Origin of the sequence: Companilactobacillus crustorum JCM 15951 (assembly GCF_001434585.1) — a bacterium.
GTDB classification, from domain to species: Bacteria; Bacillota; Bacilli; order Lactobacillales; family Lactobacillaceae; genus Companilactobacillus; species Companilactobacillus crustorum.
In genome coordinates this window covers 72,766-91,160 of record NZ_AZDB01000002.1, presented here as the reverse complement: position 1 = coordinate 91,160, position 18,395 = coordinate 72,766, and the positions used below count along the sequence as shown (strand labels likewise).

Sequence of the window (18,395 nt, the reverse complement as noted above, 5' to 3'; positions counted from 1 at the left end):
TTAAGCAAAGAGGTTAACTATGTCAGAAAAAGATATGCAATCATATTTTGATAAGCTAGATGAAGCCAATTCATTGTTAAAAAAGGCTTTGAGAGTAAGTAACATTGAAACACTTGCTGAAACACTAACTAATATTTCCGATGGCAAAGTTTACGTCGAAAATGGTGTTCCCGATGCAGAAACTGTTCAAAAATTAGAGGCAGTTTATCAATCCTTGAAAGATTTAAATTTAACACCATTACAATTGAAGCAAGCTATTACTGTTTCTATTATCAAGGCACAAAAAGAAGATAAATCTGAAGTCAATAAATTGATGACTCCAGATGCAATTGGTTTGATTGCCAGCCTCATTGCTTATGAGGTACTAAATGTTCAAAATAAAAAAAATGTGAACATAGTTGATCCAACCGTTGGAACTGGAAATTTGTTAATTGAATTTATTGAACAATTGAGAATGACTGATAAGTTTCATATTAATGCCGCTGCCCTTGATAATGACGAAACATTAGTGGCTTTAGCCAAATCATTCAGCGAAGTAATGAACATAAATCTTGATGCTTATCACCAAGATAGTATTGCGGAATGGGATATTACTGACATTGATATGGCGGTAGCTGATTTACCAGTTGGCTACTATCCAATTGACGATAATGCTAAAAAATTTAAAACAAAATCCGATAAGGGTCATTCGTATGCTCATCATTTGTTGATTGAACAGACAATGAATAATTTGAATGATGATGGAATCGGTATATTCATCGTACCTTCACAAATTTTCCAAACTGATCAAGCTAAGAAATTATCTGAATGGATGGTTTCAAGCGTATATTTACAAGCTGTTCTAGACTTACCTGCAACCTTATTTGCTTCCAAAGAGGCTCAAAAGGCAATCGTAGTTCTTCAGAAGCATGGCAATAATGCTAAACAAGTTGGAAATGTTTTGATGGGCACAATACCAGATACCAATAATCCAAAATTATTTGAAGGATTTAAGGACCAGTTGCAAGACTGGGCGAAAAATTTTAAAGGTTAGGTGAGATTAAATGTCTAAAATCATGGCCGTTAATTCTGGTAGCTCTACACTGAAGTGGAAACTATATACAGTACCTGATGAAAAAGTTGTTGCTAAAGGGATGGTAGACCGTTTGGGTTTGTCAGACTCTGTCTTTGAAGTTGAATTTAAAGGCAAGAAGATTAGCGAAATGGGAGATATTCCTGATCATACGACTGCAGTTAATAAGATGTTGGATAAGTTAATTGATTTAAAGATCATCGACAACTATAACGAAATTACTGGTGTCGGTCACCGAGTAGTTGCTGGTGGCAGTATCTTTAAAGATTCCGCAGTCGTTACGCCGCGTGTGGTACAGCAAATTAGAAATTTGTCTGAATTTGCCCCATTGCATAATCCAGGACAAGCTGCTGGTATTGAAGCTTTTGAAAAAATATTGCCTGACGTACCGCAGGTAGCTGTGTTTGACACATCTTTTCATCAAACAATGGATCCAGTCAATTACTTGTATAGTATTCCTTATGAATATTATGAAAAATATGGTGTTCGTAAATTTGGCGCTCATGGTACTAGTCATAGATATGTCTCACAAGCAGCAGCTGATTATTTGCATAAGCCTTTGAATGATTTGAAAATTATTTCATGTCATTTAGGTAGTGGTGCTTCGATTGACGCTATTGAAGACGGAAGATCTGTTGACACTTCGATGGGCTTCACTCCTTTAGCAGGTATTACTATGAGTACACGTTCGGGTGATATTGATCCATCGCTTGTAGCCTATTTAATGCAAAAAATGAAAATTACTGATCCAACCGATATGGTTAAAATACTTAATACAAAGTCAGGGCTTTTAGGTATATCTGGCGTTTCACCAGATATGCGGGATCTCTTAGCTACCAGAGACGAAAATGATCGTTCTGATTTGGCTATTAGAATTTATATTAATCGAATTGTTAAATATATTGGTTCTTATATAGCCTTGTTAGGTGGAACTGATGTTTTAATCTTCACTGCCGGGACAGGGGCTAAGAATGCTGAAATTCGTGCAGATATTGCTAATAGCTTTAATTATATGGGTGTAAAAATTGATAAAGATGCTAACGAAAATGGTGCTGGAATTCGTATTATTAGTTCCAAGGATTCAAGTATAACTGTGATGGTTGTACCTACGGATGAGGAATTGATGATCGTGCGCGATGTAGTTAGATTAACAAAATATAGTGACTAAATTATTAAAAAAAGAGACTGTAAGGCCATTTAATCATGGGTTTATAGTCTCTTTTAATATCCTAAAAGGTTAATAACGTTTCTTCTTGGTCATTTTTATATCAAAAAATAGATTAAATTTATTGAAATTGTTGTTATTGAAAGCCTTTACTTTTTATAGGGAACTGTTATATTTAAGGTGTATAAATGAAATTGTAAGATTCGAATGGAGGTCGGTTAGTATGACAAGAAAAGCCTACATGATCGGTACTGGGATTGGTAATTTAGCAGCTGGTATCTATTTAATTCGTGATGGTGGTTTCAACGGGGATCAAATTACGATGATGGGTCTAGAAACTCATGGTGCTAATGATGGTGCCTTGGTTAAAGATTATGAGGATGAGTACAGCAATAAAGCTTTATCTAACAGTAAAGGTTATTTAGCTAAGGGTGGACGTATGCTCAACGAAGAGACATATGAAAATCTTTGGGATTTATTGCGTTCAGTTCCATCTTTGGATCACCCTGGTCAAACAGTTACTGATGATATTTTAAACTTTGATCATGCTCATCCAACACATGATGTTGGTCGTTTGATTGATGAAAATGGACCACGAATCAAACCTAATAAAGATAATTACAAGCACATGCAATTTACCAACAAAGAACGTTATTTGTTAAGCAAATTGATGTTAATGCCAGAAAAAGATGAACAAACACTTAATAACATCAGTATTGCTGAGTGGTTTGCAAGTACCCCTGGTTTCTTTACCACTAACTTCTGGTACATGTGGCAAACAACTTTTGCTTTCAAACGTTCTAGCTCGGCTATGGAATTACGTCGTTATATGAATCGTATGATTTTGGAATTTAGTCGAATCAATACTCTTGAAGGTGTTACAAGAACTCCATATAACCAATACGAAAGTATTATTCTACCAATGCGTAAGTATTTGGAAGATCGCGGCGTAACCTTTATTAATAATCGTAAAGTTACTGATTTGGAATTTAAGGATACTCCATTGCAAGATGATATTATTGTTACTGGTATCAAGTATGAGGAAGTCGATAACGATAACAAAGAAGGCCACATTGACATTGATGAAAATGATCTAGTCTTTGACACTAATGGTTCAATTACTGACAGTTCATCAATTGGTGACTATGACACTCCTGTTAAGGAAAATATGGAATATGCACCTAGTGCTATGTTGTGGAAGAAGGCAGCTGAGAAGTTTTATTCACTTGGCAATCCAGATAAGTTCTTCAATGATCGGGCTCAAAGTGAATGGATGAGTTTCACCGTAACAACTAATAATCATTATCTACTCAACCAAATTGCTCGAATTACACAACAAGAGCCAGGTAATGCCTTGAATACTTGGATTCACAGTACATCATTAATGTCGATTGTTGTACACCATCAACCACACTTTAAGTCTCAAAAGCCTAATGGGTCAGTCTTCTGGGGTTACTTTATGTATCCAAGAAGAAATGGCGATTATGTTCAAAAACCAATTATTGAGATGACTGGGAAGGAAATGCTAGAAGAATTTCTTGGACACTTAGCTGCGGTTGATCCAAGTAAGGATAATGTTGCAAATCATAAACAAGAAATTATGGATAGTATTGTCAATGTTATTCCTGTTCATATGCCATATGCCAGTGCTCTGTTTAATCAAAGAGCTGTTGGCGATCGTCCGGACGTTGTTCCAGAACACAGCAAGAACTTGGCCTTTATTAGTCAGTTTGCCGAACAACCATTTGATATGGTCTTCACGGAACAATATTCATTCCGGGCTGCTCAACGTGCAGTTTATACATTCTTGAATATCCCATTGTCTGAAATGACACCAATGCATCATTATGAAAAAGATCCTAAAGTGATGGCACGTGCCACAAGGACAATGTTTAGATAAAATAATTCACAAACTGGGGCTGAAATTGTTTTCAGCTCTTTTTTTGTGAATTAAAAAAAGCCCAATTGCTCCACTTTGTGAAGAAAAATTCACAATAAAACAAGAATGTTTTCTGATGTGAAATCATATAAAGAATCCTGATATCGTTTCTACGTGTTGATATATCAATGTGAATACGTTTACATCATTTATTTGGATCAAAAGTATTGAACAAAAAAACAACAGTGCTAAGATAAAACGTGAATTAGTTAACAATATAGTTTTTTAATCTTGGAGGTAATCAGATGTTGAAAGGTTCCAAAGATACAAAGGTTGCTGCAAAACCTGATAAAAAAGAAAATGTTAAGCCAGTTATTGATGCTATGGTAGCTAAGGCCCATGAAGCCTTGGATATTATGGATGGATTCACTCAAGAAAAGGTGGATCACATTGTTCATCAAATGGCTATTGCTGGTTTAAATGCTAGTTTTGACTTGGCAAAGTTGGCTTACGAAGAAACAGGTCGTGGCTTAATCGAAGATAAAGTTATTAAGAATATGTTTGCCACTGAAGAAATCTGGCACTCAATTAAACGTGATAAAACCGTTGGTATTATTGAAGACGATAAAGAACATCGTTTGATAAAAGTTGCTGAGCCACTTGGAGTTTTAGCTGGTGTTACACCAGTTACTAATCCAACTTCAACAGCCATGTTTAAATCCTTGATTGCCTTGAAGACACGTAATCCAATTATCTTTGGTTTCCATCCTCAAGCACAAAAATGTTCTGTTGCTGCCGCCAAGGTTATGTTAAAAGCCGCCGTTGCTGCTGGAGCTCCTGAGGGAGTTATCCAATGGATCGAAAAGCCAAGTATTGATGCTACTTCATATTTGATGAATAATGATGGCGTTGCTAGTGTCTTGGCAACTGGTGGTCCCGGAATGGTCAAGGCTGCCTATTCAACTGGTAAGCCAGCTTTAGGTGTTGGACCTGGTAATGGGCCTGCCTATATTGAAAAGACTGCTAATATCAAACGTGCAGTTAACGATATTATGATTTCAAAGACTTTTGATAATGGTATGGTTTGTGCCGCTGAAAATAGTGCCATTGTTGATGCTGATATTTACGATGATGTAAAAGCACTCTTAGAAAAGAACAAAGTTTTCTTTATTAAGAAGTCAGATTATAAGAAATTATCTGATGCAATGTTTAGACCAGAAGGTGGAGTTAAAGGTCCTATCGCCGGTCAATCAGCTTTGAATATTGCTAAATTAGCAGGTATTAAAGTTCCTGCCGATACGAAAGTCTTAGGTGTAGAAATTTCTAAGGTTGGTCCTGATGAACCACTTTCAGCCGAAAAACTTTCACCAGTTCTATCAGTCTTCAAAGTAAGTGGACATAAAGAAGGCTTTGCCAAAGCCGATGAATTATTGCACTTTGGTGGTTTAGGTCATACAGTTGGTATCCATACAATGGATGAAGATTTGGCCACTGAATTTGGTATCAAGATGAAAGCTAGTCGTGTACTAGTTAATACTCCTGCAGCTATCGGTGGTATTGGTAATCTTTACAATGAAATGATCCCATCACTTACACTTGGTACAGGTTCATGGGGGAAGAATTCCATTTCTCATAATGTATCTTCATTTGATTTGCTTAATATTAAGACAATCGCAAGACGGAGAAATAATATGCAATGGATTAAACAACCAAGAGTTTACTACGAAAAAACTTCAGTTCGTTATCTTGAGGACCTTGAAGGTATGAAGCGAGCCTTTATTGTCTGCGATCCAGTTATGGTTCAACTAGGTTACGTTGATACCATTACAGATGAATTGAAACGTAATAAGTTTAAAGTTGAGTATTCAATGTTCTCAGATGTCGATAATATTGTTACAACAGATGTCGTTAAACGTGGCGTTACTCAAATGAACTTATTCAAACCTGATACAATTATTGCTTTAGGTGGCGGAACAACTATGGACGCTGCTAAAGATATGTGGTTGTTCTATGAACATCCTGATGTCGATCTCTTTGGAGCTAAACAGGGGTTCATTGATATTAGAAAACGTACTTACAAGTTCCCTAAGCCTGAAAAAGCACAATTCGTTGCTATCCCAACAACCTTTGGTACTGGTGCAGAAGTAACACCATTTAGCTCAATTATTGATACAAAGACAGGTACAAAGTATCCAATTGCTGATTATGCATTAACACCAGATGTAGCCATTATTGATTCACAATTTGTTGAAACAATGCCAGAAAATATCATGGCTGAATCAGGGATGGATGTTTTAAACAATGCTATTGAATCTTATGTAGCTAATATGGCTTCAGATTATACAAGACCATATGCTTTGCAAGCTATCAAATTAGTCTTTGATAATCTTGAAAAAGCAGTCAATGGCGATCGTGATGCTCAAGCAGAAATGCATAATGCCTCAACACTTGCAGGTATTTCATTTGGTAATGCCTTTGCCGGTGTAGGTCATTCAATTACAGATGTTTTGACAAATGCTTATGGAATTAGACATGGTTTAGCTTCAATTATTGCTTTGCCACAAGTAATTAACTATAACTTTGGGCAACCAACTAAGATGACCATGTGGCCTAAATATGAAAGCTTCAGAGCCGATTCAGATTACGCTGCAATTGCCAGTTATGTCGGTTTAACAGGTAAGAATGAAGAAGCTTTGAAAGATGCCTTAGTTAAGAAAATTGTTGATTTAGCCCATACTGTTGGCATTAAGCTAAGTCTAAAAGATAATTATATTGATAAAAAAGAGTTTAATGATCAAGTTGATTCCTTAGCTGAACAAGCCTTTGGCGATCAATTCTCCTTCACAAATCCTAAAGAACCATTAATCTCCGAATTGAAACAAATCCTTCAAAATACATATGTCGGTAAGGGAATCGAAAAATAATATTATTTAAAAAATCATTCTTAATTAAGATTGATTAAAGTGTAAGTATCCAAGGATGCCATCTTCCACTGCGTTAGGAATGGTCTGGAACGTAGTGGGCGGACTTGGAGCCTCTTGGCAACCAAGCTCCACCTTTATCTAAGTGTGTTCCACACTAAGATAAATATCACTACTGAGACCATCCTAGCTCCGTTCCAGATTAGTTTATTGGTTGATATTATTAACCTTCAAACTTGCAACAATGATAAAATTCAAATCTAAAAAAAGAGCTAATGACTTTTTATATTATAGTCATTAGCTCTTTTCGTGTTTAAAATATTTAAAATGAAAAATTATATAACAGTGACATTAGCCTGGAACGAAAATTGAAATTGGCTCAGCTGTGAGATTATTCTTGGCAATTTATTGCTTAGAATAAGGCCGAGCTTGGAAATTATGCGTAGCATAAGTTTCAAGTCGTGCCCACAGCGTTCCAGCCAAATTTCAATTTTTGTGGAAGGCGGGATACTTACACTTTAATCAAAATTAAGTAAGACTTTTGACCAGTTACTAAATTTTTTTGTTAGCAGTAATTAAACGATAATTATAAGAATTAATTACCAACTCCACGTGATTATTTTGAAGATAGTAGTTTTTGCCACGTTTAATAATAGAAGTTTCAGAATCGCTAATAATTTTGTTAACTAGATTTTTAATTTCTTCATTCGATAAGTTAGTTTGTAACTTTTTATTAACACGATCAAAAACTAACTTTGTATAACAAATATTTTTTAGGAAGACTGCTGATTCAGGAATCAAAATTATTTCCACCGATCAATTAGTTTGGAAGTTTCTTTTGTATTGTTAGTAAAGACACTGTCCAACTTTAAGGTTAGTAAAGCGTCGTAATTATCATTGTAAGTATTTAAGATCCAACCATTAGTTTTGAATCCATTTTTGTGAGCTAATTTAACTAACTTAGGAGTCCATTGATCTAATTTAAGTGAGATAAAATCGATGTAGCGCGGAGCGTTTTCAATTTGTTCACTGTATTGACGTTCGGTTACGGAATCAAGTAGCCAAAGGGTCGGAACGTTTTTGAGGGCTTTGTGAAAGGCTTTAAGGCCAGGTAAATCCTCATCTTGGAAAATAACGTTGTTAGTCATTTTATGAGCTTTTAACTCTTTAACTAAAGCTTTTTCAACGGCAGTATTATCGCCAGAATTTTTTTTAGTTTCTATTATATAATGAACTTTTTTACCATAGCGTTTAAAGACATCTTTTAACTGATGAATTTTTTCGCCGTTATGTAATTTTACAGTGTCAATTTTACTGGAATCAGAAGTTGAGATGGTAACGTTATGCCCAGTTGATTTTTTAAGATTATCGTCGTGCGAAACATAAAGCTTGTTATCTTTACTGAGCCAGACATCTTGTTCGATATATTGAGTCCCGTCCTTGATGGCTTGATTATAGCCACTAAAAGAGTGGTCAGGGTTATTATAAGGACTGCCACGATGTGAAAATATAATTGGAGTATCGGGAGATGCGTGATCGACGCTTTGAGTGATTGAAGTTAAATTTTTAGCTTTGGGAGCAGCGGCAGCTTGGACATTGGTTGTTGGTAGAATTAAGCCTAGGAGTGTCAGGAGCAACAAAAATGATGCAATTTTTCTTTTTTTCATAATATCCCCTCTGAATTTATATATCTTAATCATAGTGTACTAGAAAAAAAAGTGCTACCGCAAGTTAATGGGTAGCACGAAAATTTTAATGAAGCTTATTTTCAAGTTTTAATTGTTTAGTTTTTTCACGTTCGATCTTCAATTTTTTCTTTAAAATAGCATTTTTCCAAAAGCCATGTATTGAAACAGCAATGGGAAAGGTTAACAAGGCAACGGAAGCTGGTATTAACCATGGATTTTTTTCAATTAATTTAAAGCTTTCGTCATTATATTCTTTGACATCTTGGTGTAGTTTTTCAGGTGTAAGCATAATATCTCATCCCTTCAGTTTTCTAAAGCATAACGTAATTTGGAATCGCTGTCACTAATTCTTACTGATGTTAATAGATATTCTTTGTTAAGATGGTTTTATGCAAAGATATTAGAAGAAGGTTCCAAATGAAAAGATTTGAGAGTTTTAAATTATTCCAATTGCGTGAAATAGCTATTGGATTGACCTTTATTGGTGGATTTATTGATGCCTATACTTTCGTCCAACGAGGGCATGTTCTAGCGGCTGGTCAAACAGGAAATATCGTTTTCTTGAGTGTTGATATTGCTAGACATAATTTACCCGGTATTCTTACTAAAATAGCTACAATGGTCTTCTTTTGTTTGGGAATTATAATAACTGAGATTCTTAAACATAAAAATAATCGGAGTCATTACTGGCGTCTGACAAGTTTGGTAGCTGAATTTATTATCTGTTTAGTCGTCGGCTTTTTGCCTAAAACAGTTTCCAATCTTTACGTTGTGCCACTGTTGGCCTTAGTAATGGCGATGCAAAATGTCTCATTTGATCAAATTGAGGGTATGGGATATAACAATGTTTTCTCAACTGGTAATCTAAAGAAAGCCATTATTGCTTTTAAAGCCATTATTGCTTTTTCAGAATATTTTTATCATAAAAAGAGTAATAATATTGTTGTAGCTAAGACATACTTTGAATTGGTACTAGGTTTTTCTGGCGGTGCAGTAGTCTCGGCTTTATTGCAAAACTGGTTTACAATCAGAACAATTTGGTTCGTGCCTTTATTATTATTGCTAGTTGGTGGTTATTATACATGGCTGCTTTATCGGCGAGATGGTATTTAATTGCCAGAAGTAAATTTAATACCAATGATACTGATTAGTAAGAGAATTACAAATACCCAAGTTAATGGAGACATTTTATCGCCAAATAAGAAAACGCCAACTAGAATAGAGCCCACAGCTCCGACACCAGTCCAAATAGGATAGGCTAAGCTCATAGGCATTTTTTTAACTGCCAAGGCTAGTAAACCCATGCTTAGAGCTAAGCCAACAATAGTTAAAATTGTGTAATTTAGTTTAGTGAATCCATGACTTAGCTTCATAGTAGTTGCCCAGACAACTTCAAACAATCCCGCAGTGATTAAATAAATCCAATTCATAATATTTCCTCCAAAAAAATAAGTACCCCTAGCAATTCCTTCATTGGCCTAACGGAATTGGTAAGAGTACTTCTGTAATTGACACCCGGCGGTGTGATTTCTTTAAAATCATTCTAGCAAATAAATAAGGACGTGGCAAATATGATTCGTAAAATGCATAAAGATGAAATTGAAGTAGTCAGTAATATTTGGCTCAATGGTAATCTTACGGCTCATAATTTTATTGATAAGAATTATTGGTTGAAGGCTTTAGCAACTGTTAAAGAACAATTTCAACAGGCTGATGTTTATGTATTTATTGATAATAATGTGATTAAGGGTTTTGTTGGTGTAACAGATAATTATATTGCGGGTATTTTTGTAGAAGAAACCTTTCGAAATCAGGGTATTGGTCAGCAATTATTAAATTTTCTCAAACAAAATTATCTTAAGCTATCTTTGGATGTTTATGATAAAAATATTATGGCTCAGAAACTTTATTTGAAGAATGGTTTTAAAATTGTATCGCAGGATATTGAGCAGGACAATAATGAAAAAGAGTATCATATGCTTTGGAATCAAGGGGAAGATAAATGAAAACTTGGCGGATAATCAATGTTATATGGTTATTATTATTTTTGGTAGCAATCTTTTGGATAATGGTAAGAAAAACTGATGGAACAGGGTTAGTTCAGACACCACAACTTCGAATGGTGACATTGCTGATTTTAGGGATTTTCTTAGTTTTGGTAATTGGGTGTCAGCTTTTAGCATTATATCTTATAAAGAAACATAAGGAAAAATAGGATGTCATCTTCTGTAAAAATTGAAATATGGCTAAAACGGTGTAGGTACAACGTCAAATATTAAATTATATTTAACCATAGAAAAAATACTCCATAATTATTAGGTTTCTTGTCTAACAGTTATGGAGTATTTTGTTTTTAGAATTTATAAGAGTGTTTAAATTTTTTATTGCACTTGAAGTTGAATTATTTCAATGCTATTTAATTACCCAACAGTCATTTGTTCGGCTATCTGATCAACAGTTTGTTTTTGATTGCTAGTAGAATAATATCTAGCGGTTAAGGTGTTCAAATTGATAATATGTTCAGTCTCTGGGGATGGACCTTCTGTGCCATCTGGTCTGATATCATTGCCATTATAAAGTCTTGTCCAATAGTGCGCTGTATTTCCTTCAATTGTGAATGGCAGAGTAGAATTAGTGGTTCCTGTTCCAATATAGTATCTACCATCACCAGCAGAATCAGGGGTAATTAGTAGCATGTGAGGAATATCAGACGTATCAAAGTCTCTGTCATATTCATAAAGCATTATGCCAACTATCTTAGGATCGGAAACAGATTGAGTGGAACTATTTTTATTATTGTTGCTGTTATCACTGGCATTACTAGTACTAGAAGATGCAGCAACTGATACGTCAGCCGCTTTACCCTTAGCAATGTTTTCAAATCCGTTCTTAAGAACATTATTTTCAGTGGGGAATAAATTTGGTGTTCCATTAGTAGTTTGATCAACTAAAACAATTGGCTTGCCGTTATGAAATGTAAAGAAATAGGTAATGTGATCCGACAAAGATGATTCATTTTCATTGTAATTATAAATAGCAACAACATTATATTGATAATTTCCTTTACCCGTTTTATTCCAACCAATTGAAGCATTATTATTACCTATTTTTACATGTTTCAAATCATCTGGATATGTCGTTCCGTTTGAAATATTTAGTGAATGCTTACCGTCATATTTAACGTAAGATTGGTGCATTGTTGGTGCCCATTGATTGATAAATTCTTTTAATTTTACATCTTTGTCGCTATTCCAAAGAACTTTGGAGTTTTTGATAGATGATGTTTTTTTATGGCTAATTGATGTAGTAGCCGTCTTTTTACTAGTAGAATTATTAAAATTGCTATTGCATCCAGTTAAAAGAAGAGTTCCTAATAAAAGTACAGATATTGCGTGTGACGTTTTGATTATCATAAATAAATTCCCCCCTAAATTTTTAATACAGAAATATTATATTAGATAGTCATGTCGTAATATGTCATTTTTTGAACGGCTATAAAACTTAAGTAAGTTTATAAAAAAAACATACCAATTAAGGTATGTCTTTTAAAAAAGATCGCATCAGCATAATTTATTTTAAAATGAATTTATCCTTGTTGAACAATCGGATGTTTTCTGACAACAAATGTTAATAAGTAGGAAGCTGCTAAAATAACAGTTACTACTAAGTATGGATAGTGCGTATTCCAGTCCATTAAAGCACCTGACATCAAAGGTCCAATAACATTTCCGACACTAGTTAAAGACATATTCATCCCATTGATCAACCCTTGATTAGAACGGCTAGATTTAGTCAAAAGTGTCGTAATAGCTGGTCTTAAAAGATCAAATGAAGAGAAGATAATTAAGGTGGCGACGATAACTTCAATATGTGAATGAGCTTGAGTGATCCAGAAAACACAGATAGCACTCAACAAGAATGCAATACTGATCAAACGCATTTCACCAATTTTATTAATAATCCAGTTAAAAGCGGCAACTTGAAGAACCAAAGAAATAAGTCCGTTCAGCGTTAGAACCAATGCAATAGTACCTAAACCGAAGTTAAAGACTTGGTTAACGTAAATACTATAGATACTTTCAAAGCCTTGCAGACCGAATGATGAGACCAAGATCATTCCAAACAGCATTGCCATTGGTAAAGTAAGGATAGATCTGATTGAACCTTTTTCTTGGGCTTTTTTTTCAGCCTCAGCTTCTTCAGCCTCAAGAACTTCTTTGTCTTCTTTCAAGAAGAAGTAAGTAAAGATGGCACTAGTAATACTTAATACACCAGCAACCCAGAATGGTGTTTTATAAGTGATACCAGCCAAGATACCACCCAGACCTGGTCCTAGGATTAAGCCACCACTAAAGGCGGCAGATAGCCAGCCAATAACTTTAGCACGATCTTTTAGAGTGGTTAAGTCTGAGCCCAAAGCCATAGAAGTTGGAATAACCATAGCAGCTGATAAACCACCGATAATACGAGAAAGATTAAAGATTGGCAGGGTCGTAGCAACAGCAAAGATGAATTCGGAAATCATATAAGTAAATAGTCCAAATACAATCACTGGTTTACGACCAATTTTATCAGACATTTTACCAACGATTGGTGAAGCAACGAATTGTGCAAAGGCAAAAAGAGATGTCATAACTCCCATTTGCGACGTTGTGAAATGAAATTCGTTTTTGATAAATGGTGTAACTGGAATAACTAATCCGATCCCTAAACAGATCAAAAAGTTACTGAATACAAGAATGTAGATTGATTTTTTGTTCTTTCCCATATTTTCCCCTCCCTATAAGTTATTTTGAGTTCAAAAAAACTACCATCTGCCGACAGTAGTTGATTATAAGAAAACCGATATTCTAAGAGAAGACTTAGATACCGGCTGGTTATGAACTTGAAATCTCACATTACAATTAATGGTACTATGCTTCTATATTAAAGTCTAATACTTTATCTGAACTTTTTTAGTAAATTGATATAATGAAAATGACTTTTGGCATATAAATATTTTTTAAATAGCTTCTAATAATGGACAATCGGTATAGAAGTGGCTATTATAGAAACATGACTTAATAAGGAGGTCATATTTTTGGATTTTCGAAGCGGGTTGAACAGTGATAAACCCCAGATAATAAATTTACTAGTAGATTCATTTAAAGAATACATTACAACTAAGAACATGTTTCCTCAGGAATTTCGCTCAAGTGCTAAATTTGACAAATTAATGCGGAAATACTTTGCGCTAGAAGTAAATGTATTCATGAAAAAAGGTTTGGTTTATGTTGGAGCTGACGGAAAGGGTAAGCCTAGAGCAGTTGCTCTAATTGAATTCAATCAAGGTAAACGGATCAATAATTGGAACTATCTATCAATGGATGGTTTGCGATTGCTTCCAGAAATTATTAAGAACGGATTCAATGGTTTCAATGCATTCGATATCTTTAAATTCGAAGATCTTTTCGATAAGGTTAAAGGTAAGAAGAAGTGTGTTGTTGAATACTTGGCAGTTGACAGAAGTCTTCGTGGTCAAGGTATTGGTAGCAAGATGCTCAACAATCACATTAGCCCTTACGTAAAGAAAATTGGTTATAGAAATATAATCCTTGAAACTAATACAAAGAAAAATGTTAAGTTTTACAAGAAGAATAATTTCTCAGTGCGCTCAGTTAAACATGTTAATTTGAGTCATGGAGATGTTAATGATTGGGTCTTGTCGAAGGCCATTTAGATAAAGTAAAAGAGCCGTCCACGTTGTGGGCGACTCTTTTTTAATAAAAACAACTGATTCCTACGAAACAAGAATACCAAATTAGGATATGTCTGTATTCATTATTAAGGAAACTTAATTTTTATTATGAATTTATAAAGCTAGGCGGAATGATATTTTTAACTGTTGCTAAGCGCATCCGTCATGCTCCAAGTTAAAGTACCAGAGTACGCTCCAGGTTGAGTATTAGAATCCAAATTAATTTTCCAATCGCCAACGCCAACATATTTGGTTAAATCAACGGATTGGTCATTGCCGCCAGTAAAAGTATCCGATCGAATAGGGGTGCCAGTAGGTAAGACTGGTTTCCAAGAACCCTTATCATCAGGTGAGGAATTTCTCTGTTTGAGAAAGATTAATCCGGAACCATCTTCACTGAGAGTGTTTTTTCCAGAATGCATCCTTTTATCTTCATCATTGTTATCGTAGGCTACATTTACGTAATAATTACCTGATGAGGGATGAGCAACTTGCAAGCCTCCATTGGTAGCAACGTTAGTTAGAGTTAAATTTTTTCCATACATATTTGCGGTTCCAAAATCAATATGGGGTAAGTCTGTAAAAGAATCAGAATTCAAGACAGTCACAGTTGCATCATTTGAGACCATATCTCCTATGGAAGCATTGTTTGAAGATCCATTTTTGATAGTAGCATTGTTAACGATTGTTCCTGCAACGGTGCTTTCGATTGTGGCATCAAAGGTAAGTGTCCCAGTTTGATTAGCGGGAAGGGTACCTAAAGCAATATTTGTTAAAGAGTTACCGTTAGTAATATTTTTACTAGAATCATATGAATTGTTGTATTGAACTGAACCTGAAACTAATTTCAGACCAGCAGGCAAGTCATCGGTTAAAGTTGCACCATCGGCGAGGGATGTACTGCCATTATTTACGCCATAAACAATTTTATAATGAACTTTTTCGCCCCATTTACCAGTGGTACTGTTTAAATACGTAGTATCGGAATCATTTTTAACGGTCTTAGTAAATGAACTTGAATAAGTTGTTTTTTTAATGGGAATATTAACCGATGCTTTATATTCATTATTAGAAGTATTTACTTGAGGATCATACCCGTAAAAATATCCTGTATTCGTGACAGTTTTGTCCTGTACGGTTGAGCTGGCAGCGTTAGTTATAGTTGTTTCAAAGGTAACTACAGATGATTTATTATCGCCCAAAGTTGTATTGGTATTAACATTTAATTCTCGGGTAGCTGAATCATAAGTAAAGCTGTTAGTAGAGTTGCCATCGACTTTGATGGAATTAGTATCGAGTTGGAAACCTTCAGGAATGATATCTGACAAGTATGAATAGTTAAATTTACTGTTCAAACCATTGTTTGACATCTTTAAGCTAAATTTTAATTTGTCGCCAACTTTGTTAGTGCCATCGGATCTAGTCTCATTAGTATAAGTTTTAGTGGGATTAGGTACGGCATAAGGTGAATAAGTGACACCCATTGTAGAACCGAAGTGAGCTTGTTGTTTGGTTCCTAATTCGACAGCAGGCCATTTCAAGGTATAAGCGGTATTACCGTGTTTACCTGTACCTAAAAGATTTTGATCAGTGGAACTGTCAATTTGTCCCTTTCCAGATGAATCAAAGTGACCAACCCAGTTAGTAGCATTATTATCATTTGAAATGTCTTGCCCAGTAAAGTTGGTAAAACCATCAGGCATAGAATTAGTAACCAATAGTTTACTAGCAGACGAAGAGGAGTCCATACCATTATTGATGTATAGGCCTAAACCATCTCCTAAAGAATAGATAGGAACGTTATCGTTAACATTGCTAATTGTACCTAAAGCTGTATCTTCACCGAATAAAACTTGAAAACTTTGTGTGTCAGCATTAGGATTGTACAAATATAATTCTCTTTGAACAATGGCAGCATTAGTAGGAGATGGGCGTAGAACTAATTCTGCATACAAATTATAGGCCTGATTACCGTTATAACTAGAAGCGGTTCTTGAAAATTCACCTACAATTTTATAGGCTGGACGATCTTTATCGCCACCAACGTAATATGATTTATTTTTTAAACCAATATTACCATTAGAACCAAAAGTATATCCTAATAATGAGAAATCTCTGGTAGTTACTTTCCCATTATAAGTGGGTGGAACGATCATAAAGTCTGGGGATGTAAAAGATGCCTGAGCATTCATAATACTTTGAGAAGAACCCTTCCTTGGAAAAAAGAGGCGTAATATTGATTATTGTTATTTAGAAATACATTAAATTTGGAATATGAAGTAAATTGTCCACCGTTAGAAACACCGACAGTTGGGCTCAGAAAATCGCTATCGTGATTCCCGATTGCACCACTAGGATTGATTGCAGCACCAAAAGCATATCCTAATTTTATAGAATTAGAGATAGGGATATCTCCAATTTGAGAAGTGGCTGAACCAGTAGCTCCATATTTGACCCAATTGGTAATTCCATCATTAAATACGTTTTGATTTACATCGGCCTTAACTTGTTGAATCGGAATTAAAATTAATGCCAAAAGGAAAATGAAGATGCTGACTAGCAGGGATTTCCAATAATTTTCCAATTTCATGATTATTATTCCCCCATTTGATAAAACAATTTTTAATAAAAGCAAAGTATATACTTATCACAATATATGTTTATTATATAGGTTAAGTACAATTAGTCCGTTTCAATTCTTATAAATCGTTTTATGAAATGTTGATATAAATTTATAAAAACCGATAAAATAAGCCATAATTAGACTATTTATTGAGTATTTCACTTTTATTTACATTAATTCGTTAATGGAAAAGAAGCTATATACAATTGTGATAAACTTAGTTCATTAATATTATGAAGGGCAAAAAATGACTATAAACTTTACAGGAAATCTAACTAATCAAAAGATTTCTATTGATTTTGCTAATAGGCAAGGAAAGATTATTTACTATTTAATGAAGCCTACTGAGATTGATAATGAATCAATCTTTTTATTGCTGAATAATTCAAAAATAGTTGGAATGGATTTTGGTGCTTTAAATAATGGCGATAAAGCTAATTCTTTTATTGAAATAGTTGTTCCAGAGAATATTATTGCTGCGGATTTCTTCTATTGTTTAACTAAAGAAATAGTTCAAATTGGCTATCAGATTAATGTGGATTATAAAATGACTATTTCTGAAGAGTCGAAAAAAGTCTTTCAGGAATATTGGCGACAGATTTTGCCCTTGCTTCAAGCGTTTGGTTTAAAATCTGTTTCAAAACGTAGATCAATAAAGCCTCGTCATAAATTTTTGAAGTCATTGTCGGATGTACCTTTTAAAATCGACTATAAGGGCAGCAAAGCCACAGTCTACTGGCTTAAACGCAATGAGTTTGTCGTCAAAGCTGGTGCCACCTTAGTAGCTGAACCACCCTTAACTAAGGCTGGTATTATTGGCTTTGCGGGAAAATTTGGTTTACAGTTACGTCAAGAGTATGAAAAACAAATTAAAGATAATATTTTGATTGAAGATATTAGTCTGCGCAGTGTTAATGAGATAGGGACATTCCTTTATTTTGTTGGGACTAATAGCTGGCTACAATTAAAGTCGCCTGAAGGAAAAACCTTAGATGAATTAACAATTGTCAAATAAAAAAGGCTTCAAGGATTAGTTATTTTGAAGTGAATCCCAATAATTGGAGTGAATTTTATTAATATGTCTGATCACAGAAATGTGGTCAGGCATATTTTTTTTGATATTTATTTCTCATTACAATTGGCGTTAGCCAATTGTTTGATTGTCGAATTCGTTTATTGTTATAAAATTTGATCCATTTAGATATTGCTTGCTCTAATTGTTTTCGTGTTGCGTATTTGTGATTCACAGTGTCCTCTCCGCGAGAAATTCTTATTGAATTGACCATTCGAGATAATGGACGATAGCCAAG

Annotated in this window: 18 protein-coding genes; 9 read left to right on the top strand and 9 right to left on the bottom strand. The window is 34.6% G+C overall.

Annotation, left to right across the window (positions count from 1 at the left end):
• The first annotated feature begins 19 nt into the window (after positions 1 to 19).
• The 4 genes from FD26_RS01070 to adhE all read left to right on the top strand — a co-directional run bounded on the left by FD26_RS01070 (position 20) and on the right by adhE (position 7,040).
• Entirely contained in the window at positions 20 to 1,033 is a 1,014-nt protein-coding gene (locus tag FD26_RS01070; protein ID WP_057866604.1) for a class I SAM-dependent methyltransferase, read from the top strand.
• Positions 1,034 to 1,043: 10 nt separating this feature from the next.
• Positions 1,044 to 2,240, top strand: a complete 1,197-nt coding sequence (locus FD26_RS01065; protein ID WP_057866603.1) for an acetate/propionate family kinase — start codon at positions 1,044 to 1,046, stop codon at positions 2,238 to 2,240.
• 220 nt (positions 2,241 to 2,460) lie between these two features.
• A complete protein-coding gene (locus tag FD26_RS01060; RefSeq protein WP_057866602.1) occupies positions 2,461 to 4,137 on the top strand; it encodes an oleate hydratase in 1,677 nt (558 codons plus the stop codon).
• A 284-nt stretch (positions 4,138 to 4,421) separates the two neighbouring features.
• The gene (adhE, locus tag FD26_RS01055) at positions 4,422 to 7,040 is read left to right on the top strand and encodes a bifunctional acetaldehyde-CoA/alcohol dehydrogenase (RefSeq protein ID WP_057866601.1); all 2,619 of its coding nucleotides are present in this window, start codon (positions 4,422 to 4,424) and stop codon (positions 7,038 to 7,040) included.
• A 549-nt stretch (positions 7,041 to 7,589) separates the two neighbouring features.
• Here the strand turns inward: adhE and FD26_RS01050 are convergent.
• From FD26_RS01050 to FD26_RS01040, 3 genes are all read right to left on the bottom strand, one after another.
• Complete coding sequence (locus FD26_RS01050; RefSeq protein ID WP_232230844.1) at positions 7,590 to 7,838, bottom strand: DUF3781 domain-containing protein; 249 nt, start codon at positions 7,836 to 7,838, stop codon at positions 7,590 to 7,592.
• Between the two features lie 2 nt (positions 7,839 to 7,840).
• Positions 7,841 to 8,704, bottom strand: coding sequence for a glycerophosphodiester phosphodiesterase (locus FD26_RS01045; protein ID WP_057866600.1), 864 nt, complete (start codon positions 8,702 to 8,704; stop codon positions 7,841 to 7,843).
• A gap of 85 nt (positions 8,705 to 8,789) precedes the next feature.
• Positions 8,790 to 9,014 (bottom strand): hypothetical protein, encoded by a 225-nt coding sequence (locus tag FD26_RS01040; RefSeq protein ID WP_057866599.1) that lies wholly within the window; start codon positions 9,012 to 9,014, stop codon positions 8,790 to 8,792.
• Positions 9,015 to 9,142: 128 nt separating this feature from the next.
• Between FD26_RS01040 and FD26_RS01035 the strand changes: the two genes are divergently transcribed.
• Positions 9,143 to 9,838 (top strand): YoaK family protein, encoded by a 696-nt coding sequence (locus FD26_RS01035; RefSeq protein ID WP_057866598.1) that lies wholly within the window; start codon positions 9,143 to 9,145, stop codon positions 9,836 to 9,838.
• Here FD26_RS01035 and FD26_RS01030 read toward each other — a convergent pair.
• Positions 9,835 to 10,155: a DMT family transporter gene (locus tag FD26_RS01030; RefSeq protein WP_057866597.1), complete on the bottom strand. Its 321-nt coding sequence runs from the start codon at positions 10,153 to 10,155 to the stop codon at positions 9,835 to 9,837. The genes FD26_RS01035 and FD26_RS01030 overlap by 4 nt on opposite strands.
• A gap of 141 nt (positions 10,156 to 10,296) precedes the next feature.
• Between FD26_RS01030 and FD26_RS01025 the strand changes: the two genes are divergently transcribed.
• Positions 10,297 to 10,731: a GNAT family N-acetyltransferase gene (locus FD26_RS01025; RefSeq protein WP_057866596.1), complete on the top strand. Its 435-nt coding sequence runs from the start codon at positions 10,297 to 10,299 to the stop codon at positions 10,729 to 10,731.
• A complete protein-coding gene (locus FD26_RS01020) occupies positions 10,728 to 10,940 on the top strand; it encodes a DUF3923 family protein (RefSeq protein ID WP_057866595.1) in 213 nt (70 codons plus the stop codon). The genes FD26_RS01025 and FD26_RS01020 overlap by 4 nt, the downstream gene beginning before the upstream one ends.
• A 205-nt stretch (positions 10,941 to 11,145) precedes the next feature.
• On the opposite strand, the gene FD26_RS01015 is transcribed toward FD26_RS01020, so the two are convergent.
• Positions 11,146 to 12,138 carry a DUF4767 domain-containing protein gene (locus FD26_RS01015; protein WP_057866594.1) on the bottom strand — a complete coding sequence of 331 codons (993 nt, stop codon included), beginning with the start codon at positions 12,136 to 12,138 and terminating at the stop codon, positions 11,146 to 11,148.
• Between the two features lie 173 nt (positions 12,139 to 12,311).
• Positions 12,312 to 13,493, bottom strand: coding sequence for an MFS transporter (locus tag FD26_RS01010; protein ID WP_057866593.1), 1,182 nt, complete (start codon positions 13,491 to 13,493; stop codon positions 12,312 to 12,314).
• 312 nt (positions 13,494 to 13,805) lie between these two features.
• Between FD26_RS01010 and FD26_RS01005 the strand changes: the two genes are divergently transcribed.
• A complete protein-coding gene (locus FD26_RS01005; RefSeq protein ID WP_057866592.1) occupies positions 13,806 to 14,444 on the top strand; it encodes a GNAT family N-acetyltransferase in 639 nt (212 codons plus the stop codon).
• 158 nt (positions 14,445 to 14,602) lie between these two features.
• Here the strand turns inward: FD26_RS01005 and FD26_RS01000 are convergent, their stop codons facing one another.
• Together FD26_RS01000 and FD26_RS00995 are read right to left on the bottom strand one after the other, a co-directional pair.
• Positions 14,603 to 16,654, bottom strand: a complete 2,052-nt coding sequence (locus tag FD26_RS01000) for a DUF11 domain-containing protein (RefSeq protein ID WP_057866591.1) — start codon at positions 16,652 to 16,654, stop codon at positions 14,603 to 14,605.
• Positions 16,651 to 17,052 (bottom strand): hypothetical protein, encoded by a 402-nt coding sequence (locus tag FD26_RS00995; RefSeq protein ID WP_057866590.1) that lies wholly within the window; start codon positions 17,050 to 17,052, stop codon positions 16,651 to 16,653. The genes FD26_RS01000 and FD26_RS00995 overlap by 4 nt, the downstream gene beginning before the upstream one ends.
• Before the next feature lie 280 nt (positions 17,053 to 17,332).
• Between FD26_RS00995 and FD26_RS00990 the strand changes: the two genes are divergently transcribed.
• Positions 17,333 to 18,100 carry a hypothetical protein gene (locus tag FD26_RS00990; protein WP_057866589.1) on the top strand — a complete coding sequence of 256 codons (768 nt, stop codon included), beginning with the start codon at positions 17,333 to 17,335 and terminating at the stop codon, positions 18,098 to 18,100.
• Positions 18,101 to 18,185: 85 nt separating this feature from the next.
• Here the strand turns inward: FD26_RS00990 and FD26_RS11440 are convergent, their stop codons facing one another.
• Positions 18,186 to 18,371, bottom strand: a complete 186-nt coding sequence (locus FD26_RS11440; RefSeq protein ID WP_057897036.1) for an IS3 family transposase — start codon at positions 18,369 to 18,371, stop codon at positions 18,186 to 18,188.
• Between the last annotated feature and the right edge of the window lie 24 nt (positions 18,372 to 18,395).

Coding starts and splice junctions, on each gene's coding strand:
- FD26_RS01070 (WP_057866604.1), top strand. CDS start 20: ATGTCAGAAAAAGATATGCAATCATATTTTGATAAGCTAGATGAAGCC.
- FD26_RS01065 (WP_057866603.1), top strand. CDS start 1,044: ATGTCTAAAATCATGGCCGTTAATTCTGGTAGCTCTACACTGAAGTGG.
- FD26_RS01060 (WP_057866602.1), top strand. CDS start 2,461: ATGACAAGAAAAGCCTACATGATCGGTACTGGGATTGGTAATTTAGCA.
- adhE (WP_057866601.1), top strand. CDS start 4,422: ATGTTGAAAGGTTCCAAAGATACAAAGGTTGCTGCAAAACCTGATAAA.
- FD26_RS01045 (WP_057866600.1), bottom strand. CDS start 8,704: ATGAAAAAAAGAAAAATTGCATCATTTTTGTTGCTCCTGACACTCCTA.
- FD26_RS01040 (WP_057866599.1), bottom strand. CDS start 9,014: ATGCTTACACCTGAAAAACTACACCAAGATGTCAAAGAATATAATGAC.
- FD26_RS01035 (WP_057866598.1), top strand. CDS start 9,143: ATGAAAAGATTTGAGAGTTTTAAATTATTCCAATTGCGTGAAATAGCT.
- FD26_RS01030 (WP_057866597.1), bottom strand. CDS start 10,155: ATGAATTGGATTTATTTAATCACTGCGGGATTGTTTGAAGTTGTCTGG.
- FD26_RS01025 (WP_057866596.1), top strand. CDS start 10,297: ATGATTCGTAAAATGCATAAAGATGAAATTGAAGTAGTCAGTAATATT.
- FD26_RS01020 (WP_057866595.1), top strand. CDS start 10,728: ATGAAAACTTGGCGGATAATCAATGTTATATGGTTATTATTATTTTTG.
- FD26_RS01015 (WP_057866594.1), bottom strand. CDS start 12,138: ATGATAATCAAAACGTCACACGCAATATCTGTACTTTTATTAGGAACT.
- FD26_RS01010 (WP_057866593.1), bottom strand. CDS start 13,493: ATGGGAAAGAACAAAAAATCAATCTACATTCTTGTATTCAGTAACTTT.
- FD26_RS01000 (WP_057866591.1), bottom strand. CDS start 16,654: ATGAATGCTCAGGCATCTTTTACATCCCCAGACTTTATGATCGTTCCA.
- FD26_RS00995 (WP_057866590.1), bottom strand. CDS start 17,052: ATGAAATTGGAAAATTATTGGAAATCCCTGCTAGTCAGCATCTTCATT.
- FD26_RS00990 (WP_057866589.1), top strand. CDS start 17,333: ATGACTATAAACTTTACAGGAAATCTAACTAATCAAAAGATTTCTATT.
- FD26_RS11440 (WP_057897036.1), bottom strand. CDS start 18,371: ATGGTCAATTCAATAAGAATTTCTCGCGGAGAGGACACTGTGAATCAC.